Annotated in this window: 20 protein-coding genes; 10 read left to right on the top strand and 10 right to left on the bottom strand. The window is 54.4% G+C overall.

Annotated features, from left to right (window positions below; translation table 11 throughout):
* Positions 1–214: 214 nt before the first annotated feature.
* On the bottom strand, positions 215–658 hold the full coding sequence (locus JUK32_RS04455; protein ID WP_204137651.1) for a YlqD family protein: 444 nt from the start codon (positions 656–658) through the stop codon (positions 215–217).
* A 116-nt stretch (positions 659–774) separates the two neighbouring features.
* Positions 775–2,748: an AMP-binding protein gene (locus tag JUK32_RS04460; protein WP_204137652.1), complete on the bottom strand. Its 1,974-nt coding sequence runs from the start codon at positions 2,746–2,748 to the stop codon at positions 775–777.
* Between the two features lie 296 nt (positions 2,749–3,044).
* Here JUK32_RS04460 and JUK32_RS04465 point away from each other — a divergent pair, with 296 nt between their 5' ends.
* The gene (locus JUK32_RS04465) at positions 3,045–3,329 is read left to right on the top strand and encodes a DUF427 domain-containing protein (protein WP_204137653.1); all 285 of its coding nucleotides are present in this window, start codon (positions 3,045–3,047) and stop codon (positions 3,327–3,329) included.
* 176 nt (positions 3,330–3,505) lie between these two features.
* On the opposite strand, the gene JUK32_RS04470 is transcribed toward JUK32_RS04465, so the two are convergent.
* From JUK32_RS04470 to JUK32_RS04480, 3 genes are read right to left on the bottom strand one after another with little or no spacing between them, the layout of a single operon-like run.
* Positions 3,506–4,651: a CO2 hydration protein gene (locus JUK32_RS04470; protein WP_204137654.1), complete on the bottom strand. Its 1,146-nt coding sequence runs from the start codon at positions 4,649–4,651 to the stop codon at positions 3,506–3,508.
* Positions 4,644–6,212 carry an NADH-quinone oxidoreductase subunit M gene (locus JUK32_RS04475; RefSeq protein WP_204137655.1) on the bottom strand — a complete coding sequence of 523 codons (1,569 nt, stop codon included), beginning with the start codon at positions 6,210–6,212 and terminating at the stop codon, positions 4,644–4,646. Before JUK32_RS04475 ends, JUK32_RS04470 begins: the two co-directional genes overlap by 8 nt.
* 12 nt (positions 6,213–6,224) lie before the next feature.
* Entirely contained in the window at positions 6,225–8,060 is a 1,836-nt protein-coding gene (locus JUK32_RS04480) for an NAD(P)H-quinone oxidoreductase subunit F (protein ID WP_204137656.1), read from the bottom strand.
* 629 nt (positions 8,061–8,689) lie between these two features.
* On the opposite strand from JUK32_RS04480, the gene JUK32_RS04485 reads away from it, so the two are divergent.
* The 6 genes from JUK32_RS04485 (at position 8,690) to JUK32_RS04510 (ending at position 13,644) form a co-directional block, all read left to right on the top strand.
* Positions 8,690–8,998, top strand: coding sequence for a carbon dioxide-concentrating mechanism protein CcmK (locus tag JUK32_RS04485; RefSeq protein WP_204137657.1), 309 nt, complete (start codon positions 8,690–8,692; stop codon positions 8,996–8,998).
* A 298-nt stretch (positions 8,999–9,296) separates the two neighbouring features.
* Positions 9,297–9,635 carry a carbon dioxide-concentrating mechanism protein CcmK gene (locus JUK32_RS04490; RefSeq protein ID WP_008318006.1) on the top strand — a complete coding sequence of 113 codons (339 nt, stop codon included), beginning with the start codon at positions 9,297–9,299 and terminating at the stop codon, positions 9,633–9,635.
* Between the two features lie 13 nt (positions 9,636–9,648).
* On the top strand, positions 9,649–9,951 hold the full coding sequence (locus JUK32_RS04495) for a EutN/CcmL family microcompartment protein (protein WP_204137658.1): 303 nt from the start codon (positions 9,649–9,651) through the stop codon (positions 9,949–9,951).
* Positions 9,952–10,141: 190 nt separating this feature from the next.
* Positions 10,142–12,100: a ribulose bisphosphate carboxylase small subunit gene (locus JUK32_RS04500; RefSeq protein WP_309224488.1), complete on the top strand. Its 1,959-nt coding sequence runs from the start codon at positions 10,142–10,144 to the stop codon at positions 12,098–12,100.
* A gap of 11 nt (positions 12,101–12,111) precedes the next feature.
* On the top strand, positions 12,112–12,690 hold the full coding sequence (locus JUK32_RS04505; RefSeq protein ID WP_204137660.1) for a hypothetical protein: 579 nt from the start codon (positions 12,112–12,114) through the stop codon (positions 12,688–12,690).
* 90 nt (positions 12,691–12,780) lie between these two features.
* Positions 12,781–13,644 (top strand): carbon dioxide-concentrating mechanism protein CcmK, encoded by an 864-nt coding sequence (locus JUK32_RS04510; protein WP_204137661.1) that lies wholly within the window; start codon positions 12,781–12,783, stop codon positions 13,642–13,644.
* Positions 13,645–13,660: 16 nt separating this feature from the next.
* Here the strand turns inward: JUK32_RS04510 and miaA are convergent, their stop codons facing one another.
* The gene (gene miaA, locus JUK32_RS04515; protein ID WP_309224489.1) at positions 13,661–14,578 is read right to left on the bottom strand and encodes a tRNA (adenosine(37)-N6)-dimethylallyltransferase MiaA; all 918 of its coding nucleotides are present in this window, start codon (positions 14,576–14,578) and stop codon (positions 13,661–13,663) included.
* A gap of 206 nt (positions 14,579–14,784) precedes the next feature.
* On the opposite strand from miaA, the gene gyrB reads away from it, so the two are divergent.
* Together gyrB and JUK32_RS04525 are read left to right on the top strand one after the other, a co-directional pair.
* Positions 14,785–16,722: a DNA topoisomerase (ATP-hydrolyzing) subunit B gene (gyrB, locus tag JUK32_RS04520; RefSeq protein WP_204137663.1), complete on the top strand. Its 1,938-nt coding sequence runs from the start codon at positions 14,785–14,787 to the stop codon at positions 16,720–16,722.
* Positions 16,723–16,840: 118 nt separating this feature from the next.
* Positions 16,841–18,139, top strand: a complete 1,299-nt coding sequence (locus tag JUK32_RS04525) for an ABC transporter substrate-binding protein (protein ID WP_204137664.1) — start codon at positions 16,841–16,843, stop codon at positions 18,137–18,139.
* Positions 18,140–18,474: 335 nt separating this feature from the next.
* Here JUK32_RS04525 and JUK32_RS04530 read toward each other — a convergent pair whose 3' ends face one another.
* The gene (locus tag JUK32_RS04530; RefSeq protein WP_204137665.1) at positions 18,475–18,777 is read right to left on the bottom strand and encodes a hypothetical protein; all 303 of its coding nucleotides are present in this window, start codon (positions 18,775–18,777) and stop codon (positions 18,475–18,477) included.
* Positions 18,778–19,239: 462 nt separating this feature from the next.
* On the bottom strand, positions 19,240–19,626 hold the full coding sequence (locus JUK32_RS04535; RefSeq protein ID WP_204137666.1) for a hypothetical protein: 387 nt from the start codon (positions 19,624–19,626) through the stop codon (positions 19,240–19,242).
* 874 nt (positions 19,627–20,500) lie between these two features.
* Here JUK32_RS04535 and JUK32_RS04540 point away from each other — a divergent pair.
* The gene (locus JUK32_RS04540) at positions 20,501–20,848 is read left to right on the top strand and encodes a hypothetical protein (RefSeq protein ID WP_204137667.1); all 348 of its coding nucleotides are present in this window, start codon (positions 20,501–20,503) and stop codon (positions 20,846–20,848) included.
* 312 nt (positions 20,849–21,160) lie between these two features.
* On the opposite strand, the gene rimK is transcribed toward JUK32_RS04540, so the two are convergent.
* A complete protein-coding gene (rimK, locus tag JUK32_RS04545) occupies positions 21,161–22,060 on the bottom strand; it encodes a 30S ribosomal protein S6--L-glutamate ligase (RefSeq protein WP_204137668.1) in 900 nt (299 codons plus the stop codon).
* Complete coding sequence (locus JUK32_RS04550; protein ID WP_204137669.1) at positions 22,057–22,551, bottom strand: ATP-dependent zinc protease; 495 nt, start codon at positions 22,549–22,551, stop codon at positions 22,057–22,059. Before JUK32_RS04550 ends, rimK begins: the two co-directional genes overlap by 4 nt.
* Between the last annotated feature and the right edge of the window lie 266 nt (positions 22,552–22,817).

Below are 22,817 nucleotides of genomic sequence, written 5' to 3' on the forward strand. Positions count from 1 at the left end.
CGTTCAATCCGGTTTCGACTTCGCTCAACCTGCCAGTATCGAGAGTTGAGCGAAGTCGAAACTCGGTTCATGGGGATTTTTTTTCGCGCAAGTCCCTTGACTCTCAAACTGGCACTGGCCGGCTAAATTTAGAAAAATTGAAATCCTCCAAAATTGAGGTTAAAGAGATTTGGAGGATTTCGAGTAGGTGGGTATGGGACGGCAAACCGTTACTTTACAACTCGCCGCGAATTTCTTCGATGACGCCGTCGCGCAAGAGAATTTCGACCTGCATTTTTTTGATCAGGTTATCGCCTTGGGTCACGGTGAAAAAGCTTTCTGCTTGGCCTTGGTTGACTTCTTGATCCAGTTCCAGAGTTTGCACCGATTGGAGCTGTTGTAGTAACTGATTTTTTTGTTGCAGCAGCTTGCTTTTATCTTGATTGAGCTTATTTTGCACGGAAGAAATTTGTTGCTTAACCGCTGGATCTTCAGGATCGACGGCTTGCTTTTGCACTTCTGCCACTACTCGCTGACTCTGCATTTCGAGCTGCTGTAGGCGACTATCGGCTTGATTAATTTGATTCTGTAACTGTTTTTGCGCTTCCTCTTTCCATAGAGGGGTCACGATCGCTTTGATGGTGATATTGCGTTTGAGCTGAAGTTGAGACACGTCCATACTCTCTAGCTAGTGGTCTGGGATGCAGAATGCACTGCTCCAAATTGGCAGAGGATGTGACTGAAGGCAAGTCCTGAGGCGTAAACTTCCGCGAAAATTTAAACCCCGAAGTGCGCTTAGGCAAACATCCCGTCAATCATATCGCGATAGCGGGCGGTGACCACCGGGCGCTTAATTTTCAGGGTTTGGGTCATGGTGCCATCTTCGATGGAGAAGGGGGTGGCAACGAGCCGGAAGGGGCCAACGCGATCGTCGGCGCGATAACCAGGACGGTCTTTGACGCGGCGGTTCAGTTCGTCTCGAAATAGCTTTTGTACGCGATCATCATCGAGGGTGATGCTGGCCCAGCCCGCCGTATTCTCGGCTGATTGATCGGGCACGTCGAGATACAGCGATTGCGCCGCTGCCCAGGTTTGCAACGCATCGAGATTAGGCACGATCAGCGCTCCGAGCGATCGCTGGTCTTGGCCCACCAGCATCATCTGGTCAATGTAAGGACTCTGGACGCACACGTCTTCGATGGGCTGCGGCTCAATGTTTTCACCATTGGTCAGCACGATGGTATCTTTGGCCCGGCCCGTCAGCACAACGTTGTAGTCGGCGGTCAAGTAGCCGAGATCGCCCGTGTCAAACCAGCCGTCAGCGTCGATCGCCTTTTGGGTCGCTTCCGGATTTTTGTAGTAGCCCTGCATGATTTGGGGGCCGCGCACCAATACCAACCCTTTGGCTTCCAGCGGTAGGGGCGCTTTGGTTTCCGGATCCACAATCTTGAACTCCGTACCGGGAATGGGCTGCCCCGAGGCCCCCCGCAAGTTACTCCAGATGCGCCGCGCCGAAATCACCGGAGACGTTTCCGTCAGGCCGTAGCCCACCAAAATCTGGACATTGACAATCTCAAAGAACAAATCAATATGCTGGGCCAGGGAGCCGCCGCCACTGATGAGTTGCTTGACTTGTCCGCCCGTCGCTTCTCTCACTTTGCTGTAAACGAGCTTTTCCCCCAGCCTGTGCAGGGGCCACGCCACGCCCTGTAACAACCGTGAGCCAAACCGACGAATGGCCGAAGTGTGGGGATGATCGAGGCTCAGACCATTGGCGATCCGGCGATTTTGCACATATTTCTTGCTGCACCACAACAATGTATTGACGAGCTTTTGCTTACTAGCGGGCTGGTCACGAAAATTCTTCTGTGCGCCTTCGTAGATGGACTCCCAAATGCGGGGCACGCCGACCATGTACTGCGGCTGGCTGTTGCGAAAGTCGGCTTTGATGTGGCGAATGCTGGTGTAGGTCTGCGTACAGCCATTGGCATAGAGAAAATATTCCGCCGTGCGGCCAAAGGTATGCCAGGTGGGCAATAGTCCCAACACGCGATCGCCCATCTGCGGCTGTACCACTGCGCTCAACGTCGTGATTTGATGCAGCAGGTTGGCGTGGCTAATCATCACCCCTTTGGGCTTGCCCGTCGTGCCCGAAGTGTAAATCAATGTCGCCAAACTGTCTGCGGTGACGGGCACCGGCTGCCAGGGCTGCTGGTTACCGATATCCAGCAGTTGGGTGAAGTTGATCATTTTGAACGGCACCGACTCCGGCACGGCCTCATCCGACAGCAGCACCGCAAACTGCATCGGCAGGTCTTGAAAGCGATCGCTCAGCCGCCGCCACAGCTTCAGATTTTCCACGATCAAAACAGTGCTGTCGCTGTGTTCGGCAATGTAGCGCAGCTCTTCGGTCTCAGCTTGGGCGCTTCGCACCGCGTCAATGCCGCCCGCGGCCATCACGCCCTGGTCGGCAATGAACCAGCGATGGCTGTTATCAGCAAATAGGGCAACGTGGGCAGCGGGTTGCATGCCGAGCCCCTGTAACCCAGCGGCAAACTGCTGGATTTTGCTCCAGAGTTCCTGATAGGTCAGTTGCGCGCTGGGCTGATTGTGGGGATCATTCATTGCCAACTGGCTGCCATAGCGGTCGGCGGCCAGTGGCCAGATTTCTGGCAGCGATTGAATCTGCCCATAGTCTTGGCCCTGGGCAATGCCGGCGCGATCGCGCTGGTCTAACACTTGTAAAACGCGGCTGGAAGGTTGGTTCATGGCTGGCAACTCAGAGCAAAGCAGGCTTGCGGTCAATCGTACAACAGGATTCCATTAAGCCTAATCACAATCCCTTGATGGCAGACCATGTTCTCAGCCAGAATATCAATTGACTGGAATCAATCAGTAAGCCAACTGATTGTCTAAACTGACGGGTACCCAATGCGGGGCTGAGCGTGGTCGCAAGATGGCGTTGGTCAAGGATGGGGTACCCGTTTTTTAATGCGGCGATTTATGCTCAGATTGGAATGCGGCGATTTATGCTCAGATTGGACAGTTTAGGAGAAATGGTCAAGATGCCAAAAGCAACCTGGAATGGGGTCGTGCTTGCTGAGAGCGATCGCTGCGAAGTCGTCGAAGGTAATCAGTACTTTCCGCCCGATTCCCTCAAGATGGAATATTTCAAGCCCAGCGAAAAAACGACGTTCTGCCCGTGGAAAGGGACGGCCAACTATTACACCGTAGAAGTCGAGGGGCAAACGAATCCTGACGCCGCCTGGGTATATCGTGAGCCTAAATCTGCCGCGAACAACATCAAGGGCTACGTCGCCTTTTGGCGTGGGGTCACGGTTGAGAGTTGAGTCGGCACCAACGAGATGGTGCCGACCCATAAACCGATCAGGGGACGGTTCCCTGTCGGATCACCCCATCAGGTCAGGATCTGTTCTAGGGAACCGTCCCCTCTGCCCACAGGTTTTCATCATTGGAGTGGTGTGTCGGTGTCAAGGGTGATGTGCCTGGCCGCTCCCGGAAGGCTCTACCGTTCGGCTAGCTGCACAACGGCCAGTCGCGATGACATCAGCCGATCCATCCAGGTTGCCAAGAACGCCTGATTGGCAGCCTGTTCGGCGGGCACCTCGGTCGTCGCGGGGTGGGGTAACAGACCCTGGAGAGCGGCAGACGTGACGCAGAACATGGACTTTTGAAAGCTCTGGGTAATTTGCACCCGGACATCTTCATCCCCGCGCAGGCCCTGGCGATAGTAATCGGCCAGGTAATCGGGGAGAAAATGGCGCATATCTTGCATCAACAGGGTGGGGGGAATGCCCGCGCCCCCCACGGGCACCGGGTCGGCATAGAGCGCCCCATAGGCAAAGCGCGACTGATCCGGAGAAATCTGCTGCACCTGGGCGTTGTAAGACACCGTGCCCAGAAACGGGGTGCCGCGAAAAAAGACCGCTTCGACATAGGGAACGGCGGTATCCATCAGAAACGTTAGGCCCGCCGATGCGGGCAATAGGTCATGGCGATCGCCCCGGATCTCGACGCTGTAGGTGATCGGGAGGCTGGCGGCGGCAACCAGGCCGTCCTTGATGTGGGCCACTACTTCCGGGATCGACGTAATGCGCTGTTGGTCATACAAATCCGACAGGGTGAGAAACATTTCGCTCATCACCGTCCAAAACTGACCCAAGCCGCTGTAGTAGGCTGACTGGCGCACTTGTTCTGGCAAAAAGTCGGGAAACAGGCGGTGCAGCGTCTGCATCAACCAGTTGCCCTTGAGCTTGGCCTGAATCGCCCGATCGCAATTTTGCTGGAACTCGTCACTATCGAGATAGGCATCCAGACCGCCGCCGCCGTGCCAGAGCATGGTGCGCATGCAGTATTCGGCGTACTCATAGTTAATGCGATCGTGCCACCAGTGCTTCAACAGTTTGTTGAGGGTAATGTCGCCATTGAAATATTTGAAGAAAGGAAACAGCAGCAAAAACTGATGATCCGCAATGTATTTCAGATTGACGGCATAGGCATCTAACACCACGCCATAGCTTTTGAGGATGCCCACCACCTCTAGCACGTTGATCTCGGTGTCGGGCAACAGCGCCTCAGCCTTGAGCAGCCGCTCGATAAAGGGCTGGAGCGGATGGTCATTGACCAGATTGGGAGACAGCGTATTAGTCATCGGTAACATCGGGGGTAAACGGCAGCGGTGCAAAGCCCGCCATTGATGGTGGTGTCGTCGATGGCGGCTGGGCGATGGCGACACTGGGCGATCGCCAGGCCAGGGTGGTGACTTCGCTCCAGCGAGACAGCCAGTGCGGCTGCAATCCTAAGACGACGATGAGTAGCGCCAGGGCGATCGCGGGTAAGCGATCGCGCCAGGCGACCGGCGGCAACATCACATCCGGTTCGACTTTGTCGCTCGGCAACGCGATCGCTAACCGCCCAAAGAAAACCCGATTGACCAACAGCAAAAAATACACCGCCGTTAGGCCCGCGCCGACCATACACAACAGCGTCGGCACGGGAAAGGTAAGAAAGCTGCCCCGAAACACGATAAATTCCGAAATGAAGCCCACCATACCGGGGATGCCCGCACTGGCCATCACCCCCAAAATCATCAGACTCCCGACCAGGGGCAGTCCCCGTTCGGGGTTGAGCAGTCCCCGCAGCACCGTCAGGTCGCGCGTTCCCGTGGTTTTGTAAACGATCCCGACAAGCAGGAACAGCAACCCAGAAATCAGACCATGGCTGACCATTTGCAGCACCGTGCCCAAAATAGCCAGGGGAGTCGCCGCCGCTGCCGCCAGCAAGATATAGCCCATGTGACCGATGGAGCTGTAGGCCACCATTTTTTTCATGTCGGTTTGGGCGATCGCCGCCAGCGAGCCATAGAGCACGCTCACCACCGCCCACACCGCCAACCAAGGCGCAAAGAAGGCCCAAGCATCCGGCAGCATTTGCAGCCCAAAACGGACGATGCCGTAGGTGCCCAACTTCAGCAGTACGCCTGCCAAGAGCACCGACACTGGCGTCGACGCTTCGACGTGGGCATCGGGTAGCCAGGTATGAAACGGAAACAGCGGAATCTTAATGCCAAAGCCGATCAAAATTGCGATGAGGATCGTGCCCTGCTGCCAGAGGGTCATCGATTGGGCCAGGGTGGCATCGTAGTTGAATGAGCCCGTGCCCCCCAACCAGACAAACCCTAAAAAGCCGCCCAAAATCAAAATTCCAGAGGTGGCGGTATAAATCAAAAATTTGGTGGCCGCATAGCCCCGCCTGGCCCCGCCCCAAATGGCAATGAGCAAATACAGCGGAATCAGCTCTAGCTCGTAGAAGATAAAAAACAGAATCAAGTTCTGAGCGAGAAACGCCCCCGCCACCGCCATATTGATCAGCAGCATCAAGCTGAAATAGAGTCGGGGACGCTGAATGGTGGCGGCACTGGCATAAACCGCGATCGCCCCCAGCAGACTATTAATCACCAATAGCGGCATGGATAGACCATCCACCCCCAATTGATAGGTCAGCCCCAGGGCATCGATCCACGGCAGAGATTCTACAAACTGCAAGTCGGGCTGCTGAATATCAAACCGGGTGGCGACCACAATCGCGCCCACCAAAGACAGCACCTGCACCAGCAGGGCGACTTGCCCCACCTCCTTAGCGGGTCGGTGGTGGGGCCATAGACTGACGATGACCGTCCCCACGAGGGGAATCAAAATTAACGCACTCAGCATCATGCTCTGGCCCTACCACATTCTCCAAGTCGTCAAGAGCACTAACAGGCCCACCCCAACCACGATCGTCAGGATGTAACCCTGCGATCGCCCCGATACGCTGTACTTCAGGCTTTCGCCCCCCATCAGCGACGCCAACCCAATACTGTTGACCACCCCATCGACGATGTAGCGATCGAACCAACTGCTGGCCAAGGACAATCGCTCTACCAACCCCACAACGGTGAGGCGATAAAGCTTTTCGGTGTAAAAGTCGTAGGCCAGTAAATCTTGCAGAATCCGCAGGGGTTTTTGGGTTGACCGAGCCAATGCTTGACTCAGCGGCATCGCCGCCCCGATCGCGACCCCGGCTACTCCGGAAGCAATCAGCAACACGAAGGCAGTCACATTGATATATCGCCAGGGCGGCAGCAGATCCATTTGGTGCATTCCCAAGGGCACCAAGAGCGTCACGCCCACCAAAGTCACCATGGGCACCGCCATGGGCCACGCCACCTCCGGTGCCCGCCGCGACTTGGGTTGAGCCGCCCCTAAAAACACTAGGCGAAACACGCGGGTTAGGTTTAACGCGGTTAGCAGATTCACCAGCAAAAAGACAGCGACCAGGGCCGGTTGCGATTGCCAGAAAAAGTCAATGCCCAGGGTGTAGCCCCAAAAGCAGCCCAGGGGAAAAATGCCCACCATCCCCAGGCCAGCGGTGATGTAAGCCACCGTCGTCGCGGGCATCTTGCGACTCAGACCGCCTAACTCTGTGAGGTCTTGGCAGTTGGTGGTCAAAATGATCGCCCCCACGCTCATGAAGAGCAACGCTTTGGCGATCGCATGGGTCAGCAAAATCGTCAGGGCCACCCCCGGCCACTCAGTACCGACGGCGATGAAGACCAAACCTAAATAGGCACTCGTGGAATAGGAAAACGTCCGCTTGATATCGACTTGCGCCAGCGCCACCAACGACGCCCCCAGCGCCGTTATGGTGCCAATGCCGATCAGCACATCCAACGCGATCGGAGACAGCACTACAATGGGCTGCAAGCGGATTAAGACATAGGCCCCACAGGTCACCACCACCGAATTGCGCAAAATCGACGCTGGGTTGGGGCCTTCCATCGCCTCATCGAGCCAGAGATGCAGGGGAAATTGCGCACACTTCCCCGTCGGGCCAGCAATGAGCGCCACCCCCAACAGCGTTGCGACCAAAGGGGCCAAATCTGCCACCTTGACCCATTCATACAGGTCGTTGAAGCGCAAGCTCCCCGCAAATGCCGACAGCGCAATCATCCCCATCAGCAGTAATACGTCACCGATGCGCTTAGTCAAAAAGGCATCGCGGGCTGCCGTCACCACCAACGGCTGGGCATACCAAAAGCCCACCAGCAGATAGGTCGATAGCGTCAGCATCTCCAACAAGGAGTACGACAGGAACAACGAACTGCTCAGGATGACCCCGCTCATCGCCGCTTCAAAGAAGCCCATCAGCCCAAAGAATCGCCCCAAGGCCCAATCTTTTTCGAGATAGCCCAGGGCAAAAAACTGCGCGAGGAAACTCAAGCCGGTAATCAACAGCACAATACCCAGGCTCAATCGAGATAGCTCGAAGGACACATGCAGGGTCAAATCGGTAATTTGAAACCAATCCCAGTTCAACTCCTGCGACCCATACTCGCGCACCCGCCGAAACGCGCCCACGCCATGGACAAAGGCCAGCAGCGTCATCACCAGATTGAGATACGCCGCTGGGCGCTGCCCCGTGCGACGAACCAGCCCCAGCGACCAGGGCAGAGTGGCGATCGCCCCTACCAAGCCATAGGCCGGTATCAGCCAGCCGCTTTGCATCCAAAAATCTGCCATTGACCTCTGCGCTTATGGATATTCCCAGCCATCACCGTCGCCACCAGCAGCATTGCTTCCCATCGAGGCAACGGTGACAAAACTCGAAGGACAAGGCATTCAGCGCCCTACCTGACGATCCTCCAGCATCACGATCGCTAGAGCGATGAACTGCGAGCCAACCAATCCGACAGCGCGAACATCTTTCAGAGCGCCGGACAACCCGGTCAATCTTCTGGCTGAATACGGTTTATCATAACCGAATTTGGATAACGGCCAAACAGGCCGCTTTCAAGCGTTTGCAGCATTCACCCCACCTATGGAAGCGTTAATTTTCTCAACAAAATGTGACGAGATTCTGCGGGCGATCGAGAGCGCCAACTGCTGCCTTTGCAACGACTTGTGAACCAAGTCTGCGAAACATTTCATTAGTCGCATTGATATTTCATATTAAGGACAATCATCAAGGCTTATATTGCCAAGGTGACAACGGCCTCATATCCTTGATTTACATGGAGTTTGAGTGAGCCACTTCCGGACCTTCTGAATCAAGCAGTATTTCTTAATACTTATTTGTCAGGCTTAGGGTTCGTGACTATTTCAAGTGAGTTGCAGTGGCTCATAGCGTCTTAAGAGGGAGATAACGATAAATGCCTATTGCAGTTGGAATGATTGAAACCAAGGGTTTCCCTGCTGTTGTTGAAGCTGCTGATGCCATGGTGAAAGCAGCTCGGGTGACTTTGGTGGGCTACGAGAAGATTGGGAGTGGTCGGGTGACTGTGATTGTGCGCGGCGACGTTTCTGAAGTGCAAGCTTCGGTCTCCGCTGGCGTTGAGTGTGCGAAACGAGTCAATGGTGGCGAAGTGCTCTCTACCCACATCATCGCTCGGCCCCATGAGAACTTAGAGTTTGTGCTGCCCATCCGTTACACCGAAGCTGTAGAGCAGTTTAGAACCTAGATCTTAGTGGCAAGTCTGGCCGACGATTGCAAGCGAGCTTTTGGGGATGCCAGTGACCTGCTGACGATGCCTTTGCTGGGCGATCGCCGCAGCCATCCAAAAACCAACGCCATCGTTCGTCGATACCGGCACGTTGCCGAGTTTCCTAAATTGTTGACATCGTCGTTCCGCTAGAACTCATCGTGGTTACGGACGAACGTCAGGGGATACGGTACAACCAAAATGGCTGGACTGAGAGCCAATTCTCGTCGTGTTTTCAAGCAACTTAATTCATTATTAATTCAAAGGAGTTAGCGTTATGGCTATCGCGGTTGGCATGATTGAAACTTTAGGCTTTCCAGCTGTTGTAGAAGCTGCTGATGCCATGGTGAAAGCCGCTCGGGTGACCCTAGTGGGCTACGAAAAAATTGGGAGTGGTCGCGTGACTGTCATCGTGCGTGGCGACGTTTCTGAGGTACAGGCCTCCGTCGCTGCCGGTGTAGAAAATGTGAAGCGGGTAAATGGCGGTCAAGTGCTCTCCACTCACATCATCGCTCGGCCTCACGAAAACCTGGAGTTTGTGTTGCCCATTCGGTACACCGAAGCGGTGGAACAGTTCCGCGAGAGCGTTAGTGGTATTCGCCCCTATGGCCGTTAGGTAAACGCTTTTTATGCTTTTGGCTAAAGTTCGCGGCACGGTTGTGAGTACATGCAAAGAGCCGAGCCTCAGTGGCGTCAAGTTTTTGCTGGTGCAGCTCATCAGTGATACGGGGGAGCCGCTACCCGACTATGAAGTCGCGGCTGACGTCGTCGGTGCGGGATCGGGAGAATGGGTGCTGATTACCCGCGGCAGCGGTGCCCGGGAACATCAGGGCTACCACGATCGCCCGGTTGATGCGGCAGTGATCGCCATTGTCGATACGGTCTCTTTGAGCTCCGGCACGTTGTACAACAAGCGTGACGATTTCAGTTAAATCCTTCCAGGTCTGAGGGGACGGCTCATATTTTGTGCCGACCCCTTTTGCAGACCCAGGTGCGCTAGTGCCGCGAGAGGGCAGATAAATTAAGGGAGGGATCGGGTTTATGGTGACCCGAAGCGCAGTAGCTCTGCAGACGCCTGGGTCTCTTGGATTCGGGCGACTAGCGGCTGACACGACAGCAATCGTGCATGATTTTGCCGAGGTCGTTGGCGATGTCCGGATTGCCGATGATGTCTTGGTGGCACCAGGTGCGGCCATTCGGGCCGATGCCAATGTGGTGTTCAGCCTGGGGGCGGGCACGGCGATTCAAGATGGAGTTCTGATCCAGGCTTTGCGCGAGGGCAGAGTCCTGGGCGATGATGATAAGTCTTATGCAGTCTGGATTGGAGCTAACGTCTGTATTGCGCACAAAGCCATTATTCAGGGGCCAGCTTACATCGGCGATCAGGCTTTTGTCGGTTTCCGCTCGACCATCTTTAATGCTCGCTTAGGCGCTGGTTGCATCGTGATGATGCACGCCCTAGTGCAGGATGTCGAGATTCCCCCTGGCAAGGTAGTCCCCTCGGGCGCGGTGATCACGCAGCAAGACCAGGCCGATCGCTTGGCCGATGCCCAACCTCCAGATCTCGCCTTTGTGGCCGAACTCACCACCATTAATCAAGCGCTGCGGACAGGCTATGGGCAGGCCGTCATGATGTCATCGCAGCCGTCTGATGCCGCCGATCAGCACGATCGCGCACCGCTAACCTCTATCGCTCAAGACAACGGAACTAAGATCATGCAACCTCAAAGACTGACGACCGACATCGTGCAACAGGTGCGGCAACTACTCAACCAGGGTTACAAAATTGGCACCGAACATGCGGATGCTCGTCGTTACCGGAGCAACGTGTGGCAAACTTGTAGCCCCATTCAGTCCACTCGTGAAGGCGATGTCTTGACCGCTTTAGAAGCCTGTTTAGAAGAGCACACCGGGGAGTATGTGCGGCTCTTTGGAATTGACCCTGCAGTCAAACAGCGCATTGCCAGCACCACGATTCAGCGGCCTGATGGCAAACCCGTAGCCGTACAGACTCGCGCCGTCCCCAATGCCGGTCACACCAGCCCGACAAGTAGCTACAGCAGCGGCGGCAACACCCCCACCAGTGCCACTGGCGGTGACCTCAGCCACCACGTTCGAAACTGGCTGAGCCAGGGCTACCGCATCGGTTTAGAACATGCTGATGTGCGCCGGTATCGGAGCAACGTGTGGCAAACTTGCTCACCCGTACAGGCCAGCAGCGAGCACGAAGCCATGGCGGCAGTGCAGGCTTGCGTCAGCGAGCACCGAGGCGAATATGTCCGCATGTTTGGCATTGACCCCGTTGCCAAGCGACGCGTCTCGCCCGTCACCATTCAGCGCCCCGACGGGCCAGTGTCTCTGGGCAATCCTGGCGGCTCGACCACCACCCCTGCTTCTAGCTATGCAGGGAACGGTGCAGCTACTGCGGCCCCCAGCGGTCAACTCTCTAGCGAAGCCGTACAGCAAGTCCGCGGATTGTTAAGCCAGGGGCTCAAAATTGGCACCGAACATGCTGATGCGCGCCGATTTCGCAGCAATGTGTGGCAAACCTGCTCGCCGATTGAGGCCACTCGCGAAAGTGAAGTGCTGGCCGCGCTGAATGCCTGCGTTCAAGAACATGCTGGTGAATATGTGCGCGTCTTTGGGATCGACCCGACTGCGAAGAAACGCTTATCACCCACGATCATTAATCGTCCTGGCCAAGCGGGGAACAACGGTCACTCCGCCAGCGATGGCAGCAATGGTGCGTCTACATCTGGCGGCTCGACCTACGCGGCGGCATCCCCCCCAGCCAATGGCAGTCGCCATCATGGTCACCAGCCTTTGAGCGAGGATGTCGTGCAGCAGGTGCGGCAGCTCGTGGGGCAGGGCTATCGCATCAGTCTGGAACATGCGGATGTCCGGCGCTACCGAAGTGGCGCTTGGCAAACGGGCGGTATGATTGAGGGCCAGAATCCGTCTGCCGTGCTATCTGCCCTGGAGTCTGGTTTGGCGTCTCACGCTGGGGAATATGTTCGATTGATTGGCATCGATCCCCACGCTAAACGTCGGGTACTTGAGACCACAATTCAACGACCCTAGTCACTTTTTGCATGGTGCAGGCACATGAACCACGAGCCATCGGCGATTATTACATCGGGGCCAATGTCGAAATTGCGCCTGATGTGGCGATCGCGGCTGGAGTTGTTTTAGAAGCGGCTCCCGGCGCTCAACTGGTCATTGCCTCAGGGGTTTGTATTGGGATGGGCGTGATTGTGCAAGCTGCCGGGGGCAAGTTGGTACTTGGTGCTGGGGTCAACTTGGGCAGCGGCGTTTTGATTGTTGGTTGGGGGTTAGTCGGCCCACACGCCTGTATCGGTGCTGAGAGTTCCTTGTTCAATCCGCAGATCGCTGCTGGAGGGGTGTTAACAGCGCGATCGCTCCACGGCATTCCCGGTACTGACACAGACATTTCAGCCGCCAGTAATGGTCAGGCTACGTCATCTGCCCATCCGAGTAACGAGCCAGAAGTCGCTGAGGCAGCGAACAATGGGGCAGCAGAGCCTCAGTCTGATGAAGAGGGGCTGGCTCCGAGCCGCATCGTGTATGGCCGTGAGCAATTAACGCAACTCATAAAGACCCTCTTTCCCCATCGAGACGCGCTCAACGGTAATGGTCAAAGTCCATCTTGATATAACAATTTTGCTGCACTCTGCCGACACCTGCTCGCACAGTTCCTACAATAAAGAGAATGCCCGTCCATTATTCTGTGAGGCCCTGTGATGGTGGCAACTGATTCCAAAAAGCTAACGCTGGCACAACCCTCACCCCATGCTCGGCGATGGGCGTCGAAGTTAAAGGGGGCGGCTCTGGGGATGGTCTCAACCCATAGCTTTCCAGCGGTAGTGGGCACCGCTGACGCCATGCTGAAGTCTTCTGATGTGATGCTCATTGGTTACGAAAAAACGGGTGCCGGGCATTGCACTGCCGTTGTGCGCGGTGGCGTCGCCGACGTGCGCATGGCCGTCGAAGCGGGCACCGCGACCGCCAAACAATTTGGACAATTTATTTCGTCATCGCTGATCCCGCGACCTCTCCCTAACTTAGAGGCCGTGCTCCCGATCTGTATGCATTTAGATGAACTCGATCGCATTGGCCAAGGGCACGTCGGTAGCGGGGCTTTAGGGCTGCTCGAAACGCGGGGCTTTCCGGCGATGGTGGGGGCGGCCGACGCCATGACCAAGGCGGCAGAAGTGCAGGTAGTGGCCCATCAATCCATCGGTGATGGGTTGTGTACCGTCATCATTCGCGGCTCCCTGTCGAATGTGGCGATCGCGGTGGAAGCGGGCATGCACGAAGCCGAACGGATTGGCGAACTCCATGCGGTGATGGTGATTCCTCGGCCCTTGGATGATCTAGAGCAATCTTTGCCCATCGCCGAAGCACTCGAAACAGAACAGCCGGTACGTCTGCCCATCAAGCTCGAAGAAAAAGAGAAAGAATTGGTGGAATTGCCGGCAGCGGCCACGGATGAAGTGGCTCAGGAGATGGCCATGCCAGAACCAACCGCTACTCCAGCCCCCCGACCGGCCCCCCAGAAGGTCGTGCCCCAACCGCCGCCACTGCAAGAGGGCGAGTTGGACTAACTAAAATTTCTGGCCGCTATGGCGAGCTGACTTCAGCGCAAAACGCCGCGATCGTTTGCCAGACATCGTCTAATAAATCTCCCGAATCCGCATCAAACCAGGTGATCGCTCGTTTCCGAAACCACGTGCGTTGACGCTTGGCGAATTGGCGGGTGTTTTTCACGATCAGTTGCCGAGCGGCGGTAAGCGAATAATTTCCCGCCAGATACCCCAAAATTTCTGCGTAGCCTAGAGTTTGCAACAGCGGTAAATCGTCGCCATATTCTTTGCACAGATGTTCAACCTCAGCCACTAAACCCTGCTCAATCATGTGTTCTGTTCGCCGTTGAATACGGTTAGCCAGTGCCTCAGGCGCGCAATCGAGCCCAATATATAAGACTGGATATTCGGGGGGGCGCTGACCTTGCTGACCCGACAGCGGCTGTCCAGTCACATAGGCCACTTCTAACGCGCGGATGGTGCGGACAGAATCGTTGGGATGAATTCGTCCGCTCGCCACCGGGTCAACTCCCTGCAACATGCCGTAGCACTGTACCTGTCCTAACCTGAGGAGCTGCGATCGCAACCCTGGCTGGGGGGCGACGGGGGGAATCTGCAAGCCATCCACCACCGAGGAAATATAGAGTCCGGTGCCGCCCACCAAACAGGGCAGCCGCTCCCGCTCAAGGTGGAGTTGGTGAATCAGGGCTTGCGCAGCTTGCTGATATTCCGCTACCGTCATCGTCTCCGTGGGGTCACGAATATCGATCAAGTGGTGTGGAGCCCGCGATCGCTCCTCTAAAGTCGGTTTAGCAGTGCCAATGTCGAGTTCTCGATACACCAACCGCGAATCGGCACTGAGAATGCTGATGGGTAATCGGTTTGCTAACGCTAGTGAAAGTCCTGTTTTACCGGTCGCGGTCGGCCCCGCGATCGCCAGTAGACAGGGCGGCACTGACCCACCCCGCATCTGGTATAGATCGGACGCACTACTGGACTGCCATCCGATAGGTGTAGAGCTTGGCAATAACATCCCTGCTGCAAGTGTCCCCAGAAACTGCTCTATGCAATGCATGGAAGCGTTTGTGGTAGAATTTTAGAGCCTTTTGACTTCAATTACGGTGAGAGGCGCTGAGGCGTCTTTTTGGGAGCAATTATTTTATGGCGAGCAACTACGGTGCTGAGCAGATTCAAGTACTAGAAGGGCTAGAGCCAGTTCGTAAACGACCTGGGATGTATATCGGCACCACCGGGCCGCGCGGGTTGCATCATCTAGTCTACGAGGTGGTGGATAATTCTGTCGATGAGGCCCTCGCCGGATATTGCTCTCGCATCGAAGTCACACTGAATGCTGATGGCTCAGCAACCATTATTGATGATGGTCGCGGTATTCCCACCGATGTCCATCCACAAACCGGCAAATCAGCCCTCGAAACCGTATTGACGGTACTCCACGCTGGGGGCAAGTTTGGCGGTGGCGGCTACAAAGTTTCTGGCGGGCTGCACGGGGTCGGCATTTCGGTCGTCAACGCCCTATCGGAATGGGTTGAAGTCACCGTCTGGCGCGACCGTAAGCAACATCTCCAGCGGTTTGAGCGCGGTCTTCCGATCGGTGAGTTGCAGGTGAGTGCTAGCGGCAGCGATCGCACCGGCACCGCCATTGCCTTCCTGCCCGATACGATGATCTTCAGCACGGGCATTGAGTTTGATTACGATATTTTGGCGGGGCGTTTGCGAGAGCTCGCGTACCTCAACGGCGGCGTCGACATTATCTTTACCGACAATCGTCTAGATCTGCTGAAGTCTGACGAGCCTAGGGTGACGCGCTATCACTACGAGGGCGGCATCAAAGAATACGTTCAGTACATCAACCACGAAAAACAGCCCGTTCACGAAGAGATTGTCTACGTCGAAGGGGAAAAAGATGGTGTGCAAGTCGAAGTGGCGCTGCAGTGGTGTATCGATGCCTACACCGATAACCTGCTGGGCTTTGCTAACAACATCCGCACGATTGACGGCGGCACCCATCTGGAAGGCTTGAAAACCGTTCTTACCCGCACCCTAAATACCTTTGCGCGGAAGCGGAACAAGCGCAAAGACAATGAATCGAACCTCAGTGGGGAAAACATTCGCGAAGGCTTGACAGCCGTCATTTCCGTTAAGGTGCCCGAGCCCGAGTTTGAGGGGCAGACCAAAACCAAACTGGGCAATACGGAAGTTCGGGGAATTGTCGATACGTTAGTGGGCGAAACCCTGACGGAATATTTGGATTTCCATCCTGGGGTGGTTGATACCATTCTGGAGAAGGCGATCCAGGCCTTTAACGCCGCCGAAGCCGCCAAGCGGGCGAGGGAACTCGTGCGCCGTAAGTCGGTGCTGGAGTCCTCGACCTTACCGGGCAAGCTCGCGGATTGCAGCAGCCGCGATCCCAGTGAGTCGGAAATCTTTATCGTGGAGGGCGACTCGGCGGGCGGCAGTGCAAAGCAGGGCCGCGATCGCCGGTTTCAGGCGATTCTGCCGCTGCGAGGCAAGATCATCAACATTGAAAAAACCGACGATGCCCGCATCTATAAGAACACCGAAATTCAAGCGTTGATTACGGCGCTGGGGTTAGGCATCAAAGGCGAAGAATTTGACGAGTCGCAACTGCGCTATCACCGCATTTGTCTCATGACCGACGCGGACGTCGATGGGGCGCACATTCGCACCCTATTACTTACCTTTTTCTATCGTTATCAGCGGTCACTAATTGACCAAGGATTTGTGTACATTGCCTGTCCGCCGCTCTATAAAATCGAACGGGGGCGCAATCACTGGTACTGCTACAGCGATCGCGAGCGCGATACCATTCTGGGAGACTTTCCAGAAAACGCAAACTACGGTATTCAGCGCTTTAAGGGTTTGGGTGAAATGATGCCCCAGCAGCTTTGGGACACCACCATGAATCCCGAAAGCCGGACGCTGAAAAAAGTAGAAATTGAAGATGCTGCGGAAGCCGATCGCATCTTCACCGTCTTGATGGGCGATCGGGTCGCGCCCCGCCGCGAGTTCATCGAAACTTACGGCCCTAAACTCGGCCTCGAAGATCTCGATATTTAAAGAAATCGGCCAAAAGGTTGTGGCAAACCTTACAGGCTTTGCCCTAAATCCCATCAAGTCCTATGGTGGAGAGCATCAAAACCTTGTTCGATCAACCTTTAGGACAATGAAGCGTGTAATGCTAAGACGGTATCTCAGCCCAGGATTGGCGATCGGTCTCAGCCTGTTTGTTTTATCCGCTTGCGGCGGTGGACCAGAGACCAGTACAGACGGCACTGGAGACGGAGGGGCTGGCACGGTGACTGTGCTTGGCGTCGTCGTGGGCGAGCAACAAGAAAAATTAGAAGCGGCGCTGGTGCCCTTTGAAGAAGCCACTGGCATTGATGTTGTCTACGAAGGCACGGACGCCTTTGCCACCCTGCTGCCCGTGCGGGTCGAGTCCGGCGATGCGCCCGACATTGCCATGTTTCCTCAGCCCGGTTTGATGGCAGATTTTGCTCAATCCGGCCAGCTCATTCCCGTCACCTCGTTTATGGAGATGAGCGCCCTCGAAACCGCCTACCCCAGCGATTGGATTACCCTCGGCACCGTGAACGACGACGTGTATGGCGTCTGGTTTCGGGCCTCGGTCAAAAGTCTGGTGTGGTACAACCCCCAAGCATTTGAAGCCGCAGGCTACACCATTCCCACCAGCTGGGACGAAATGCTTGCCCTCAGTGACCAAATCGTGGTCGATGGCAGCACACCCTGGTGCCTGGGCATGGAGAGTGGCGACGCCACCGGTTGGGTGGGTACCGACTGGGTCGAAGACATTATGTTGCGGACAGCTGGCCCAGAGGTGTATGACCAATGGATTACCCACGAAATTGCGTTTGATGCCGCTCCCGTCCAGACGGCCTTTGAAGAGTTCGGCAACATTGTGCTGAATCCCGACTACATTTCTGGCGGCATGGTCGGCGCAATTAGCACCCCCTTTGGCGACTCCATTCAAGGGCTCTTTGGCAACCAGCCTCGCTGCTATATGCATCGACAAGCCAACTTTATTGCCAGCTTTTTGCCCGAAGAGGCAGTGCTCGGGGAAAACATCGCCGTCTTTCCATTACCCGGCATTGACCCCGAATTTGGCACCCCGGTGTTAGTCGCGGGGGATGTGTTTGCAATGTTTAACGATACGCCCGAAGCCCAAGCTTTGATGGAATATCTCACGACACCGGAAGCGCATGAGGTCTGGGCTGGCCTCGGTGGCTTTATCTCGCCACACAATAGTGTTGGGCTGGATGTGTATCCGGATGCAGTGACACAACAGCAAGCCGAGATTCTGGCCAATGCCGACATCGTCCGGTTTGATGGCTCTGATATGATGCCGGGAGTGGTCGGCACTGGTACCTTCTGGAGTGGCATTGTCGATTACGTTGGCGGTGAATCGGTAGACAGCGTTCTCGCTGACATTGAAGCCAGTTGGCCGAGTGAAGAATAAGTTTACGTTGGGGGACTGAACCTGGCCGCGATCGCTCGCAGGCTGCCGATTCGATAGCTCTGTTGGCTCCATGGCGATCGCTCAGCGGCTGACCGGGGCACATACCATGCAGCGATGACTCACAAGGGGCTTGATGTCTCTTACAATCTTTTGCAATTGGATGAGTTTAATTCAATGAGCCAGGCTATTGACTGGTTGCCGCCCCTCACTGATCTGAGTCGAGCATCAATTAGGCCAGTCACCACGGCAACCGACCGCACTGGGTAGTTAAGCTGAAGGCTGACACAGCGATCGCAGCCGTCGCCTGTGCTTTAGCGACCAAGACTCCGGCTGGGTCAGCTCATTAACCCTTCAGCAGTTGGGAGTGATAACTTTTCAGACACACTACTGGCAAAAATCTTTTGGTTGCGCAAATTAGCCCAAAGACTGCACTCGTCATCGGAAGCAGTCAGAAACACATCAGCTCCGTTTTGCACCAACTTACAAGCTAAGTGATACAAGCGACTGCGCTCAGTAATAGGGGTTTGTCGCAGTCGATAGTAAAGTTCATTTTGAAAATGCACGCCATCTTGCAAGCTGTCATTAAACCAAAATTTGAATGGCTGAACCTGACTTTCAGTAACAACTCTGGGCAACAAAGGTATAACCTCGCACACTAAATCAATGTGACAGCTAACTCGTAGACGAAACCCAAATATGATGCTGGAAACAAATCACTAGTTATGTAAGAGCAAGCCACGATTACTAAAATCGATACTTATCTTAAGTATTGCGATTTGCCTTACCGTTTCGCAATCCTGACATAACTTTCATAGAACTTTTATTGATTCAAGTTCTACACTCTCTCAGCTTAATAATAACTTAACCCTTCGCTAATCCTAAAAATACCCACGTCCCGGTTAAGCCAGCTAGTCCACAACCGTCACCGCATTATCGCCCTTCGATTCGACCCACGCATGCATCTCCATATCTGTAGCAGATTTCACTCGCGGACAAGACGCTCGCCCTAGACCGCTGATAGCTTTACAACTATGGGGTTGCCAAGTTGGCAGCCCCCTTGCCAGCGGTGCTCATCATGCGTTGAGATTGGTTGAACGTGCTCACTGATAAGACTGTTTGATGGCAGCGGATTGCACCAGAGATACGAGAATATCATCAGTCAATGGCTGTACGAGAAAGCCATCAAGATCGAGAGCACAGGCATCCTGCTGCCAGTGAGGAGAGCCAGATTCAGTGAGCGCTACGATCGTTATTGGTGAAGTTTGTCTAGCTTGGCGCAAAACTCTAACCTGGTTCTCAAGCCAACTCTGGTTTTCACCCACCAAAATGACCAAACACGGATTCTTTTGTTGCGCTTGCTCAACTGCGTGTTCTGCTGAGTTTGCCAGTACAAAGGCATAGTGGTCAGCCAGGTTAGACAACTCTGCTCTTTGAGGACGACTTTCCTGTTCGTCTAAAACGAGGACATAATCTTCAAGCAGTTTCATAGATAGACCATTTATTGGGAGTTTCCAGCGGCGCAGAAGCAGGGAATGAACGGGGCTCACGGATGCATTGATTGAGTCGACACCCAAGTCAGCTACCTTAATTGTGGTGGATATCAAGTCTTCAATAGCGTAAACAATTTCTTTTTTTAAGCTTTCACACTACATCCATAGCGCGAAAGCACCTTTATTTTTTTATGTCGCTAATGATTTTATTGAGGTTAAGATTTTGAGATCAATCTGCATGACAGCATTGTTTTGGATGATTTTCATGCTGCTTTTGATCTAATGCCATCAGGTTTGGCCGAGAAGGGTTTCTGACCGATATCACGAGCGATCGCTATCTCAGTATAAAGTTGGCAGTTTATATAAGCGAGCATGACTCTCGCCAGTGACTCCAGACGACATCATTTTCGATATTAATACTTCAGATTCTTTACAGATATGTTGTAAACATTTGTCGCTCTTGTTGAAGTAGACGTTTACAGGTCTTAGAGGTTTTCCTCGCTTGGGTGAGAGAATACTTTTGATAATCTTAAGTTTGACTACATTAAAGTTTGCTTAAATTAAAATCTGGCCCTAAGGTACGTCGGACTGATTAATGACGATTAATTCAGCTTCGCTGTCAGGGAACTGTAATAGATTTCATTAGGTTTTGCCGTGCCTCCAATCGCTGTATTGGCATAAGTGCTTGGCTGCTGCATCGCTAAACCGCTCACCACAGTTGCATGATTCAATCTACTTAATATGGTTGGTTAGATGAACTTCCAGAAGGAGGGCAAGCTTCATCGCTATGGGCAGAATTCATCTTAAGCAAATCAGAGAATCGCGAGGCTACTGGCTGGGAATGGTGGGCGCGATCGCGGTAGCTGGTTGTATGAGCCCCATCACGGCGAGAGAGGCGGTGCAACAGACCGCAGATACTTTCATCGCCCACCGTAGTGAGTTCGAACAGTTGGCCGAAAGGGCATTGATCGATTTAGAACAATCAGATGAACGTTCGCTGAAACTACCCGATCGCCCATTCTATGACAGCGCTTGGGTCAGCGAATCAATTAACAGTGATGGGATTGACGTGCAATTCGTTGTCGAGGAGTTTTACTTCCCACTGGTGTACATTTCCACCGACAATCCTCAAGATGTGCATGACACTTGCACGAACGGCGGCCAAGCCGTGAAACAGCTTGCACCCCACTGGTATATCTGCAAACGCGACTGGAACTGAGGCGCGATCGCGGTTAGGGCTCAAAACCGCCCAATACCGTTCGTGGATGTCTGGATAAGTGACGGGTTAGGGGTTGGTACTTTGATGATGAACGCATATCGTGAACGCTTCCCATCTGGCTGCGCCCCTAATCAAGAGTGAGCCATTAGGGGGCTGCAACTAAATAAAGTACCCGTTCAATCCGGTTTCGACTTCACTCAACCTGCCAGTATCGAGAGTTGAGCGGAGTCGAAACTCGGTCCATGGGGATCTTTTTTGCACGCAAGTCCCTTAGGGTCGCTTTCAGAAAAATGAAATTAATTTAGCCTTACATCATGTTTCATTCTGTAGTTCGCGGGCTTTCAAACTTTTTTCGATAAAGTTGATGATTTTGGTGCCGACATCAATGTTGGTGTATTTTTCAATCCCCTCCAATCCGGGTGAAGAGTTCACTTCCATGACCACCGGGCCATGGTTAGACCGCAGCAGATCGACGCCCGCGACTCTGAGCCCCATCGCTTTAGCAGCCCGCACTGCGGTGCTGCGTTCTTCTGGCGTCAGTTTAGCCCGAGACGCCGAGCCCCCTCGATGCAAGTTAGAGCGAAACTCACCCGCGGCTCCTTGGCGCTTCATTGACGCGATCACTTTGTCACCGACCACAAAGCAGCGAATATCCGCCCCTTTGGCTTCTTTGATGTATTCCTGCACCAAAATGTTGGCATCCAGGCCCCGAAAGGCTTCGATCACAGACTTGGCGGCTTGATACGTTTCCGCCAAGACCACGCCAATGCCCTGAGTCCCTTCTAACAACTTGATGACCAGGGGCGCACCGCCCACCAGGTCGATCAATCCGTCGATATCTTGAGTGGAATGGGCAAAGCCGGTAACAGGGAGGCCAATGCCTCGCCGCGCCAACAATTGCAGGCTACTGAGCTTGTCGCGCGATCGCGTAATGGCTTGCGAAGAATTCGGCGTAAACACCCCCATAATTTCGAACTGCCGCACCACTGCGGTGCCGTAAAACGTGTTGGAAGCCCCGATGCGCGGAATGATCGCATCCACATCGGTAATCGGCGTGCCCTGGTACAGCACTTTGGGATCATGGGAAGTGATGTCCATATAACAGCGCATATGGTCAATCACCCGCATTTCATGACCCAACGCTTCCCCGGCCTCCTTGAGGCGACGGGTGGAATAGAGGGTACTGTCACGGGACAAAATGATGATTCTCATGGCAAATCGGGCTCGTCAATCTCGTCTGCAGGGTTGGCTTTGCGGCTAAATTGGCTCATCAGGTACGAGCCTCCAGGGTCTACTAAAAAGCGACGGCGCACCGCTTCGCGTCCGAGCAACATGCGAAATCCCATAACATCCCGATTCGTCAGGGTGAGTTCAATTTCCCAAGGCTGCTCCCCCAATGAAATTTGGGTTTTGATCACCGGGCGTTCTTGCGATTGGCCACCGGAATTACGGATATGTCGCATTTCCAGCAGGGGCGCGATCGCCTCCACCGTCAGGCTCGCATCCCGCTGCAACGGATGCACCTTAAATCGCACCATCGTCCCTTCGGGAGCTGCCACATAATCTAGGTCAAACGCATGAAGCGCTGATGTTCTCGCCCCAGTATCGACCTTGGCCTTAACCCGATTGATGCCTAACTGGGGCAATGTGGCCCACTCACGCCAACCAATCGTTACCCAGTCATGTGCTGCTGATTCTCTCACGGGGCAGTTTTGCTCATCGCTTTACGGGCTTTTGCCCTGTTTTATCCTACTCATGGGAGGTCACGCGCCATCATCCATTGAGGAAATTGACAGGAATTGTATTGGCAGCAGTTTGCCCGGATCGAGGGTGGACAATCTGCCTTTTTCTCTGAAAGCTAGAAAAGACAAAGTCACCAGCGGGTTGAAGCGTACGTTACAATTGTTAAGATTGACCTTTGTTAAAAGACATTCCGTTAAACGATCGCACTTTTCTACACATCACAGGA

This window comes from Halomicronema sp. CCY15110, assembly GCF_016888165.1.
Classification (GTDB): Bacteria; Cyanobacteriota; Cyanobacteriia; order Phormidesmidales; family Phormidesmidaceae; genus Halomicronema.